Origin of the sequence: Maribacter sp. MJ134, from assembly GCF_003970695.1 — a bacterium.
Classification (GTDB): domain Bacteria; phylum Bacteroidota; class Bacteroidia; order Flavobacteriales; family Flavobacteriaceae; genus Maribacter.
This window is the reverse complement of the sequence record NZ_CP034570.1, coordinates 231,374-242,751: the sequence shown is the minus strand read 5'-3', so window position 1 is coordinate 242,751 and position 11,378 is coordinate 231,374. Positions and strand designations below refer to the sequence as shown.

The 11,378-nt window shown below is 45.1% G+C and carries 7 protein-coding genes; 6 read left to right on the top strand and 1 reads right to left on the bottom strand.

Annotated features, from left to right (window positions below; all coding sequences use genetic code 11):
- Positions 1-216 precede the first annotated feature (216 nt).
- The 5 genes from EJ994_RS01085 (at position 217) to EJ994_RS17740 (ending at position 9,118) form a co-directional block, all read left to right on the top strand.
- Entirely contained in the window at positions 217-5,958 is a 5,742-nt protein-coding gene (locus tag EJ994_RS01085) for a beta strand repeat-containing protein (RefSeq protein ID WP_126590829.1), read from the top strand.
- A gap of 6 nt (positions 5,959-5,964) precedes the next feature.
- The gene (locus EJ994_RS01080; RefSeq protein WP_241240823.1) at positions 5,965-7,134 is read left to right on the top strand and encodes a gliding motility-associated C-terminal domain-containing protein; all 1,170 of its coding nucleotides are present in this window, start codon (positions 5,965-5,967) and stop codon (positions 7,132-7,134) included.
- Between the two features lie 107 nt (positions 7,135-7,241).
- Positions 7,242-7,976 carry a M15 family metallopeptidase gene (locus EJ994_RS01075; RefSeq protein WP_126590828.1) on the top strand — a complete coding sequence of 245 codons (735 nt, stop codon included), beginning with the start codon at positions 7,242-7,244 and terminating at the stop codon, positions 7,974-7,976.
- 46 nt (positions 7,977-8,022) lie between these two features.
- On the top strand, positions 8,023-8,790 hold the full coding sequence (locus tag EJ994_RS01070; RefSeq protein ID WP_126590827.1) for a M48 family metalloprotease: 768 nt from the start codon (positions 8,023-8,025) through the stop codon (positions 8,788-8,790).
- A gap of 160 nt (positions 8,791-8,950) precedes the next feature.
- The gene (locus EJ994_RS17740; protein ID WP_306475418.1) at positions 8,951-9,118 is read left to right on the top strand and encodes a DUF6747 family protein; all 168 of its coding nucleotides are present in this window, start codon (positions 8,951-8,953) and stop codon (positions 9,116-9,118) included.
- Between the two features lie 109 nt (positions 9,119-9,227).
- Here EJ994_RS17740 and EJ994_RS01065 read toward each other — a convergent pair whose 3' ends face one another.
- On the bottom strand, positions 9,228-9,620 hold the full coding sequence (locus tag EJ994_RS01065) for an ankyrin repeat domain-containing protein (protein ID WP_126590826.1): 393 nt from the start codon (positions 9,618-9,620) through the stop codon (positions 9,228-9,230).
- Between the two features lie 249 nt (positions 9,621-9,869).
- Between EJ994_RS01065 and gpmI the strand changes: the two genes are divergently transcribed.
- On the top strand, positions 9,870-11,372 hold the full coding sequence (gene gpmI / locus EJ994_RS01060; protein ID WP_126590825.1) for a 2,3-bisphosphoglycerate-independent phosphoglycerate mutase: 1,503 nt from the start codon (positions 9,870-9,872) through the stop codon (positions 11,370-11,372).
- Positions 11,373-11,378 lie beyond the last annotated feature (6 nt).

The following is an 11,378-nucleotide window of genomic DNA, read 5'->3' as shown; positions in this document are numbered from 1 at the left end:
CCTATTATCTTTCTATCCGGACAACCCATTAATGTCGGTTTCTATTAGCAGCTCAATTTCATCTTTTCAACGGTCCAGACACCTTTTAAATTTAGGCTTCAGGCCCGTATATGCAATTCACAACAACTTTCCCTACGTTGACAACAATTATCTGCAAGCCCTTTATTTGTGGGTTATTTTTACGTGCGAGGTTAATCCCCCTAAATTCTTACTTCAATGCGCAAAAAACAGTTTTGGTTAATAGTTGTTCTCTTTAGTGTTCAGTTTATCGCCGCACAAGTTAAAATAGGTAGTAGTCCTAATACTATTGATCCTAGCTCTATCGTAGAATTAGAAAGCAGTAATAAGGCTTTAGTCTTGACAAGACTAAGTAATTCAGAAATGTTAAGCCTTACCCCCTTACGTGGTGCTATTACTTATAATATTGATACACAATGTGTTTACTTTTACAATGGTTCGGAATGGGAAAATCTTTGTGAGGAAACGGGGGCAAGTGGCTTTTCTTTTACGGACAATGGTGATGGTACCATAACGCTTAGCGATGGTTCAGGGGGAGAATTAACGTTCAATGGAGCACCAGAAACGCCTTCAACCTTAGTTGATAATTTAGATGGAACCTATACCTACACTAATGAGTCTGGTGAGGAAACAATTATTAACGCTAGTGCTAACATTCAAAACTTAAGTACGGATGGAACAGCCGGAAATATTACTATTGATGATGGAAATACAATAACCTTGAATGTGAATGATGCCGATGCTGATGCTGAGAATGAAATTCAAGATTTACAATTTTCAAGCGATATCATCACGCTATCCGGAGATCCGGATGGTACTAGTATAAATCTTTCTGGTTATGACAATTCCGCAGCTATCGCCGCCGTACAAACGGATGTCGATGCTAACGAAAGTGATGCCGACGCGGCCATCGCAGCAGTACAGGCGGATGTGGATTTAAATGAATCCGATGCCGATGCGGCCATTGCAGCGGTACAGGCCGATGTGGACCTTAACGAATCCGATGCGGATGCAGCCATCGCACTTAAAGAGGACAGTGCCAACAAGTCCACCGACGTTACCCTGGCGGACGGTACCAATACCCTCTTCCCTACGGAACTCGCGGTCAAAACCTATGTCGATACACAGGTAGGAACCATCACAACGGACGACGATATCTCCGCGGTCACCTTCGACGGTACCAACCTGAACGTTACCGAAAGTGGAACCACCTTATCCGCGGATATCTCCGCTCTCGACGATTCCGCAGCCATTGCGGCCGTTCAAGCGGATGTCGATGCAAACGAATCCGATGCTGATGCAGCCATTGCAGCGGTGCAGTCCGATGTGGATGCTAACGAAAGTGATGCCGACGCGGCCATCGCAGCGGTACAGGCAGATGTAGATGCTAACGAATCCGATGCTGATGCGGGCATTGCAGCAGTACAGGCGGATGTGGATACTAATGAAAGTGACGCCGACGCGGCCATCGCCCTTAAAGAGGACAGTGCCAACAAGTCCACCGACGTTACCCTGGCGGACGGGACCAATACCCTTTTCCCTACCGAACTTGCGGTCAAAACCTATGTCGATACCCAAGTGGGAACAATCACAACGGACGACGATATCTCGGCGGTAACCTTTGACGGCACCAACCTGAACGTTACCGAAAGCGGGACCACATTGTCGGCGGATATTTCCGCACTCGACGATTCCGCAGCCATTGCGGCCGTACAGGCCGATGTGGACCTTAACGAATCCGATGCGGATGCGGCCATCGCCCTTAAAGAGGACAGTGCCAACAAGTCCACCGACGTTACTCTGGCGGACGGTACCAACACCCTCTTCCCTACGGAACTCGCGGTCAAAACCTATGTCGATACACAGGTGGGGACCATCACAACGGACGACGATATCTCCGCGGTCACCTTCGACGGTACCAACCTGAACGTTACCGAAAGTGGAACCACGTTATCGGCGGATATCTCCGCTCTCGATGACTCCGCAGCCATTGCGGCCGTTCAAGCCGATGTCGATGCTAATGAAAGTGACGCCGATGCGGCCATCGCCCTTAAAGAGGACAGTGCCAACAAGTCAACCGACGTTACCCTGGCGGACGGTACCAATACCCTTTTCCCTACGGAACTCGCGGTTAAAACCTATGTCGATACACAGTTGGGAACCATCACAACGGACGACGATATCTCCGCGGTCACCTTCGACGGTACCAACCTGAACGTTACCGAAAGTGGAACCACCTTATCCGCGGATATCTCCGCTCTCGACGATTCCGCAGCTATCGCTGCCGTACAAGCAGATGTGGACCTGAATGAATCCGATGCCGATGCGGCTATCGCTTTAAAAGAGGACAGTGCCAACAAGTCCAACGACGTCACCCTGTCGGACGGTACCAATACTCTCTTCCCTACGGAACTCGCGGTCAAAACCTATGTCGATACACAGGTGGGGACCATCACAACGGACGACGATATCTCCGCGGTCACCTTCGACGGCACCAACCTGAACGTTACTGAAAGTGGAACCACCTTATCGGCGGATATCTCCGCTCTCGACGATTCCGCAGCTATCGCTGCCGTACAAGCAGATGTGGACCTGAATGAATCCGATGCCGATGCGGCCATCGCAGCGGTACAGGCGGATGTGGATGCTAACGAAAGTGACGCCGATGCGGCTATCGCAGCGGTACAGGCGGATGTGGATGCTAACCAAAGTGATGCTGATGCAGCTATTACCGCAGTACAGGCTGACGTGGATTTAAATGAAAGTGACGCCAATGCAGCTATTGCAGCGGTACAGGCCGATGTCGATGCAAACGAAAGTGATGCTGATGCGGCTATTGCTTTAAAAGAGGATAGTGCCAACAAGTCCACCGACGTGACCCTGGCGGACGGTACCAACACCCTCTTCCCTACCGAACTCGCGGTCAAAACCTATGTCGATACACAGGTGGGAACCATCACAACGGACGACGATATCTCCGCGGTCACCTTCGACGGTACCAACCTGAACGTCACCGAAAGTGGAACCACGTTATCGGCGGATATTTCAGCATTGGACGATTCTGCAGCCATCGCTGCCGTTCAAGCGGATGTGGATTTAAATGAAAGTGATGCCGATGCGGCCATTGCTGCCGTACAGGCAGATGTTGATGCTAACGAAAGTGACGCCGATGCGGCCATTGCGGCAGTGCAAGCTGATGTAGACCTGAACGAATCCGATGCCGATGCAGCCATCGCTGCCGTTCAAGCGGATGTTGATGCAAACGAATCCGATACCGATGCGGCCATCGCACTTAAAGAGGACAGTGCCAACAAGTCCACCGACGTTACCCTGGCGGACGTGACCAATACCCTTTTCCCTACCGAACTCGCGGTCAAAACCTATGTCGATACACAGGTGGGAACCATCACAACGGACGACGATATCTCGGCGGTAACCTTTGACGGCACCAACCTGAACGTCACCGAAAGTGGAACCACGTTATCGGCGGATATCTCCGCTCTCGATGACTCCGCAGCCATTGCGGCCGTTCAAGCGGATGTCGATGCAAACGAATCCGATGCTGATGCAGCTATCGCAGCAGTACAGGCAGATGTAGATGCTAACGAAAGTGATGCGGATACGGCTATCGCGGCGGTACAGGCCGATGTAGATTCAAATGAAAGTGACGCCGATGCGGCCATTGCAGCAGTACAGGCGGATGTGGATACTAATGAAAGTGACGCCGACGCGGCCATCGCCCTTAAAGAGGACAGTGCCAACAAGTCCACCGACGTTACTCTGGCGGACGGTACCAACACCCTCTTCCCTACGGAACTCGCGGTCAAAACCTATGTCGATACACAGGTAGGAACCATCACTTCGGACGACGATATCTCCGCGGTCACCTTCGACGGTACCAACCTGAACGTCACCGAAAGTGGAACTACGTTATCCGCGGACATCTCCGCTCTCGATGACTCCGCAGCTATTACAGCAGTACAAGCCGATGTGGACCTGAATGAATCCGATGCCGATGCGGCTATTGCTGCCGTACAGGCCGATGTAGATTCAAATGAAAGTGACGCCGATGCGGCTATTACAGCGGTACAGGCCGATGTGGATTTAAACGAATCCGATGCGGATGCGGCCATCGCCCTTAAAGAGGACAGTGCCAACAAGTCCACCGACGTTACCCTGGCGGACGGTACCAATACCCTCTTCCCTACCGAACTCGCGGTCAAAACCTATGTCGATACACAGGTGGGAACCATCACAACGGACGACGATATCTCCGCGGTCACCTTCGACGGTACCAACCTGAACGTCACCGAAAGTGGAACCACGTTATCGGCGGATATTTCAGCATTGGACGATTCTGCAGCCATCGCTGCCGTTCAAGCGGATGTGGATTTAAATGAAAGTGATGCCGATGCGGCCATTGCTGCCGTACAGGCAGATGTTGATGCTAACGAAAGTGACGCCGATGCGGCCATTGCGGCAGTGCAAGCTGATGTAGACCTGAACGAATCCGATGCCGATGCAGCCATCGCTGCCGTTCAAGCGGATGTTGATGCAAACGAATCCGATACCGATGCGGCCATCGCCCTTAAAGAGGACAGTGCCAACAAGTCAACCGACGTTACCCTGGCGGACGGTACCAATACCCTCTTCCCTACAGAACTCGCTGTCAAAACCTATGTCGACACCCAAGTGGGAACCATCACAACGGACGACGATATCTCCGCGGTCACCTTCGACGGCACCAACCTGAACGTTACCGAAAGTGGAACCACGTTATCCGCGGACATCTCCGCTCTCGATGACTCCGCAGCCATCGCGGCCGTTCAAGCCGATGTGGACCTGAATGAATCCGATGCCGATGCGGCCATTGCGGCAGTACAAGTCGATGTGGATTTAAACGAAAGTGATGCCGATGCGGCCATCGCCCTTAAAGAGGACAGTGCCAACAAGTCCACCGACGTTACCCTGGCGGACGGGACCAATACCCTTTTCCCTACAGAACTCGCGGTCAAAACCTATGTCGATACCCAAGTGGGAACCATCACAACGGACGACGATATCTCCGCGGTCACCTTTGACGGTACCAACCTGAACGTTACCGAAAGTGGAACGACATTATCGGCGGATATTTCCGCTCTTGATGACTCCGCAGCTATCACCGCCGTACAAGCGGATGTCGATGCTAACGAAAGTGATGCCGACGCGGCCATCGCAGCAGTACAAGCCGATGTAGACCTTAACGAATCCGATGCGGATGCAGCCATCGCTTTAAAAGAGGACAGTGCCAACAAGTCCACCGACGTTAATCTGGCGGACGGTACCAATACCCTCTTCCCTACGGAACTCGCGGTCAAAACCTACGTCGATACCCAAGTGGGGACCATCACAACGGACGACGATGTTAGTATAACTAATACTATTTCCGGTAATAGAATTGCCACTATTTCGGAAGCTGGTATTACACCTGTAGATATTAATGAAACAACTACTTTGTTATCTCAGGACACATCAACTGGTGTTATTAGTTATTCGAATGAAGCTACCGTCACTCAAACCGCCAATGTAGTTGGTGCTGAAACAAACAACAGTATTTCAGTTGGGGCCAATGGAGGTGCTTTTTACGAAAGTCCTATAAAAGCTTTTGGAAAGATTAATTCAGGTGGCGGTGTTACCCGCGCCACACCTGGTGTAACCTCAACAAGAATAAGCACCGGACGATATAGAATAACACTACCTGCTAGTGCCGTATCTGATGCCAACTATATTATTCAACTAACGCAGCCCGGTAGAGGAGGTGCCGGAAACGATGACCCTGGCATATCATACGACAATCAAACAGCAACTACTTTTGAAGTAATCATTGGCGATAATGATAATGGCGGAACAGATAGATCACGGTTTGATTCAGAATTTATGTTTACGATTTTAGATTTATAAACGAATATGAAAATTAGCTTTAAAATTTTCTCACTTTTACTTACCATCGTGATGTATGGACAAGATGCCGTTCACAACTACGGTACTATCCAAATACATGACACAGGTTTGGTAGGTTTCCATATGGATGTTATCAACGACGGTGCCTTTAACCAAAACCGAGGTCTGGTCGGTTTTTACAATACGGATAAGAGCATTACACTCTCCGGAACGTCTAATCCAGTGTTTTACGACACAGAAATTGCAGTGGACAATGGCTTTTACTTGGAAAATACTATGGGTGTTCTTAATAACCTAAATTTTTTAGCAGGTACCATTTTTACACCAAGGGCTGCATCCGAAACGAACATAAGTTTTTTATCTGACTCCTTTTATATTGGCGAAACTAATAGCACAAAAGTAGACGGATACGCGTCCATTCAAGGGAAGGAATCGTTTACCTTTCCGGTAGGAATCGAAGATAGACTCAGACCGTTGACCCTTGACTCAAATACAATTAACGACTACGCCAAGAGTGCCTATTTTTACGAAGACCCCAATACTCCCATTTATTTCGCAAGCTCTTTTGATACTAGCGCCATTGAAGATGAATTTCTTTCGGTCAGCAATTACGAATTTTGGCATTTAGACGGTGAGGTTCCATCCAAAGTCACCTTATCGTGGGATAATCAAAGTTTTGTTAGTCTACTTGCTGAATTCATCGAAGACCTTAAAGTAGTAGGATGGAGCATTGCCGAAAAAAGATGGGTAAATTTAGGAAATACAAATGTGGAAGGTGATTTGGAAAACGGAACGGTTACTTCGGAAGAATTTATACCTAACCAATACGAAGTGTTAACGATCGGTGGAAATAACGACTTATTAGAGACTTTAGAAAACATTGAACTGGATAATTATTATATGACCCCTAACGGTGACGGAACCAACGATTTTCTAGTGATCGAAGGTATAGAAAGCTCACCGAACAATACCTTACAAATTTTTAATAGATACGGTATACTGGTGTATACCAAACGGGGTTATGATAATTCCTTTGACGGTATCTCTAACGTTTCTAATGTTTTCTCCAGAAACAAAGGACTAGCTTCGGGAATCTACTTTTATATTATAACCTTGAACGATATCAAGAAAAAGCATCAAGGATATTTATATTTGACAACGTACCAAGAAAACTAATTAAGAATTAAGTGAATTGGATATACGGCACAGATTAATTGTTTAATTTTAAACCAATACCTACTGTTTTCAGTTGGTAATTTTACCCGACATAAAATAATTACAATATGCAAAGGAGGTCATTCATTAAAAAAAGTGGAACTGCAGGCATTGCCCTTTCAATTATTCCAAATTTAGCGCTATCACAGGATTTTACCTATTCCATACTTGAGCTTATGGGTAAAGTAGATATTGATTTGTTCGGTGAAGGCATCAATCTTAGAGAAGAAGCACATGATGCTTTCGTAAAGATGAAAAAAGCTGCTTATCTTGATGGAATAGATTTAAAAATAGTCTCTAGTTATCGTAACTTTTACAGGCAAGAAGCCATTTTTGAACGCAAATATCTCAATTATACCGAGGAGAAAGGTATGCAACCATTGGCTGCTATTGATAAGATTATAGAGTATTCCACTATCCCCGGTACCAGTCGTCATCATTGGGGAACCGATATTGATATCATAGATGGGTATAGAAAGACCAAAGGTGATGTTCTCATTCCCGAAAAGTTTGAATCTGGAGGACCTTTCGAGGATTTTAAAACTTGGATGGATGAGAATGCAAACGAGTATGGCTATTATCTTGTCTATACCGACAGTCCAAAACGAAGGGGGTTTAAGTATGAGCCCTGGCATTATAGCTATGCACCCTTGTCCAAACCCATGCTAGAGGCTTTTCGAGGTAAGAATATCGTACAATTGCTACAAAAAGAAGAATTTCTTGGGGCTGAACACTTTACCATCGGCTTTTTGAAGAATTATATACAAAACAATATTTTAGACATCAATAGAGCCCTTCTATAACTCTTTTGTATATTAGGGTTCATAATACGAACACTAATAACACATCATGAGAAGAGGAAGTTGGAAAATCCGAATATTCATAGGATTGGCAATTGTCGCTTTTGCATTTATTCAAAAATGTAACAACAAAGAAGAAAACCCCTATACAGGTAGGACCCAGACCATAAATATGTCCGCGGAACAAGAGATTGCCATTGGACTACAAAGTGCTCCGGAAATGGCACAGCAACATGGGGGGCTTTATCCTGATGAACGATTACAGTCTTTTGTAGATAATGTTGGAGCAAAATTAGTGAACAACAGTATTGCGCGAGAAACTCCCTATCAATACGATTTTCATCTTTTAGCGGATGACCAGACCATTAACGCGTTCGCCCTACCCGGTGGACAGTGTTTTATTACCTACGCACTGTTCTCCCAACTGACCGAAGCGCAATTAGCCGGGGTTCTAGGACATGAAATAGGACACGTTATCGGGCGGCATTCCGCCGAAAGGATTGCAGAAAGTAGTTTTTGGCAGACCGTGACCATGGGAGCAACAGTTGGCGCGGACATGGGCGGCCTGGTCGGTAATATAGGTCAAAATACCTTGTTGACCAATGGTAGAGGCGATGAGCTAGAAAGTGATGAGCTTGGCGTACTTTTTATGATACAATCCGGTTATGACCCTTATGAGATGATTAAGGTTATGGAAATTTTAAAAGCCGCTGGTGGTCCAAATAGGGTTCCAGAATTCCAAAGTACGCACCCTGACCCTGAAAATAGAATACAAAAGATAAGAGAAGCTATTGAGAAATATCAAGGAGAGCGTTAAACGTTAATTTATGCCAATCAACGTTAAAACACAACATAGGAAGATTGATTTTACCTATATTTGATAATCCCAAATTAGTTTACCGCTTAGATTTAACTCTTATAGCTTTGCATTTAGAACACTTGTACTGAATTAGTTTTGGTACTCAAACAGAACTATAATGGGAACACTATCACACTTTAAAAGCCTTTATTTGGGCGCATTTGAAAATTGCAAGCCTGAATTTTTGGTCGTGCTTTTAAAAGTATACTCCGTTTTTTGTGCCTTAATGTTGTTTATGGCCGTTTATGCTTTTATGCATAGAGCATTCAACGGATTTGAATTTTAACGCTATTACTCTTTTACCTGAACACTATAAGAGTTATTATTTTAATTAAAAAAACCCTTGCTTATGCAAGGGTTTTTTCGTTTTTTGATTGATTTGGCTGATTGGATTTTCAGGAACCTAAAGCGGTTTCCAGTACCGCGAGAGCATCAACGGCATTTGATAATTCCGCATACTTTTTGACGGAAAAGCCCTGATTACTCTTAATTTTCAGATTGGCACCCTTGTCTATAAGTAATTGTAATACTTCTGCCTTATTGTAACGAGCAGCAAACATTACGGGCGTCATTCCCAGTGATTTTTGGTTGATGTCTTCTCCAAGTTCTAACATGCGTTTTACCATGTCAATATCTCCTTGCATGACCGCTTTACAGAAAGAATTGATTTCAACTCCTTTGACATTGGTCGTTGGAGCAAATTGAACATTGGACTGCGTTTCGTTGGCCAATAGGCCGGTCCCCAAGAACATCGCTGTTAAGGAGAAGGTTAGGATTGCTTTTTTCATGATGAATGAATTTAATACCGAAATTTCGGTAAGATTGATGAATAGATTTTGTTTATATAAATATAGACGCTACTTATTATGTTTTGTTTCACCGTTAACAGTTAAATAACTAAAGTTTAACAAAAGGCCTTTTTCGGCGTTAAAAGAATTAACACCCAAAGCTTTAAGAATTTAACAAAAAGGCGCAGGATAATATCGCTTAACTAACTAAATGGTACTATTTTTGGAATTCAATATTGCAGTGAACACATGAATAAAAAAGTAATTTTAATGATTTTAGATGGTTGGGGAACCTCTCCAGACCCTAAAGTTTCGGCCATCGACAACGCCAATACCCCTTTTATAGATGCACTGTACACAACGTATCCAAATGCGGCATTGCGTACAGATGGTTTAAATGTTGGACTCCCAGAGGGGCAAATGGGCAATAGTGAAGTGGGCCATATGAACCTTGGCGCCGGTAGAATCGTTTATCAAGAGTTAACACGCATCAACCTTGCGGTTCAGAACAATACCTTAAAAGACGAGCAGGTATTGGTCAATGCTTTTGAATATGCTATACAGAATAATAAGAAGGTCCATTTTCTAGGTTTATTAAGTGATGGTGGAGTGCATTCACATATAAACCATCTTAAGGGTTTGTTAACCGCTGCCAATGATAGAGGACTTAAAGATGTCTATGTTCATGCCTTTACGGACGGTAGAGACGTCGACCCCAAAGCCGGCATCTCCTATGTTAAGAATCTACAGGAACACATGAGCAAAACTACGGGTAAAATTGCTACCGTAACGGGACGTTATTATGCCATGGACAGAGACAACCGTTGGGAGCGAGTTAAGCTGGCTTACGACGTTATAACAAGTGGCATAGGTGAAGCTACAACTAATATTATCGAAAGTTTAGAAGCCAACTACGCTAATGATGTCACTGATGAATTCATTAAACCACTGGTAGCCGATAAAAATGGTACTATTTCAGAGGATGATGTGGTCATCTTTTTCAATTTCAGGACTGATAGAGGTAGAGAACTGACCAATATGTTGTCTCAAAATGATTTTCCAGAGTACGGCACCAAAAAACTAAGGCTATACTATGTTACCATGACCAATTATGATGACAGCTTTAGTGGTATTCATATTATTTTCAATAAGGATAACATCACCGAAACGCTTGGCGAAGTATTGGCCAAGGCCGGTAAAAAACAAATAAGAATAGCCGAGACGGAGAAATATCCCCATGTTACTTTCTTTTTCTCCGGCGGACAAGAAGAACCTTTTGAAGGCGAAAGTAGAATTCTTCGCAATTCCCCTAAAGTGGCCACCTATGACCTAAAACCGGAAATGAGTGCTTATGAATTGACCGAAGCCCTTGTAACAGATTTAGAAAAGCAAGAAGCAGATTTTGTCTGTCTGAACTTTGCCAATGGGGATATGGTGGGCCATACGGGAATGATGGATGCTGCCATAAAAGCTTGTGAAGCGGTAGACAGCTGTGCTAAAAAGGTTATAGAAACCGGTTTGGCCAATGGATACTCCACTATACTTATAGCGGATCACGGAAATTGCGAAACAATGATAAATCCTGATGGTTCTCCGCATACTGCACACACAACCAATCCAGTACCAGTGATCTTAATTGATAAAGATTTAAAGGAAATTAAGGATGGTGTTCTGGGAGACATCGCCCCTACCATTTTAAAAATGATAGGAGTGCCACAACCAGAAACTATGACCTGTAAATCGCTTATCTAATCCAAT

Bases quoted from the DNA above. Each gene is read 5' to 3' on its own strand.
- EJ994_RS01085 (WP_126590829.1), top strand. From the start codon at position 217: ATGCGCAAAAAACAGTTTTGGTTAATAGTTGTTCTCTTTAGTGTTCAG.
- EJ994_RS01080 (WP_241240823.1), top strand. From the start codon at position 5,965: ATGAAAATTAGCTTTAAAATTTTCTCACTTTTACTTACCATCGTGATG.
- EJ994_RS01075 (WP_126590828.1), top strand. From the start codon at position 7,242: ATGCAAAGGAGGTCATTCATTAAAAAAAGTGGAACTGCAGGCATTGCC.
- EJ994_RS01070 (WP_126590827.1), top strand. From the start codon at position 8,023: ATGAGAAGAGGAAGTTGGAAAATCCGAATATTCATAGGATTGGCAATT.
- EJ994_RS17740 (WP_306475418.1), top strand. From the start codon at position 8,951: ATGGGAACACTATCACACTTTAAAAGCCTTTATTTGGGCGCATTTGAA.
- EJ994_RS01065 (WP_126590826.1), bottom strand. From the start codon at position 9,620: ATGAAAAAAGCAATCCTAACCTTCTCCTTAACAGCGATGTTCTTGGGG.
- gpmI (WP_126590825.1), top strand. From the start codon at position 9,870: ATGAATAAAAAAGTAATTTTAATGATTTTAGATGGTTGGGGAACCTCT.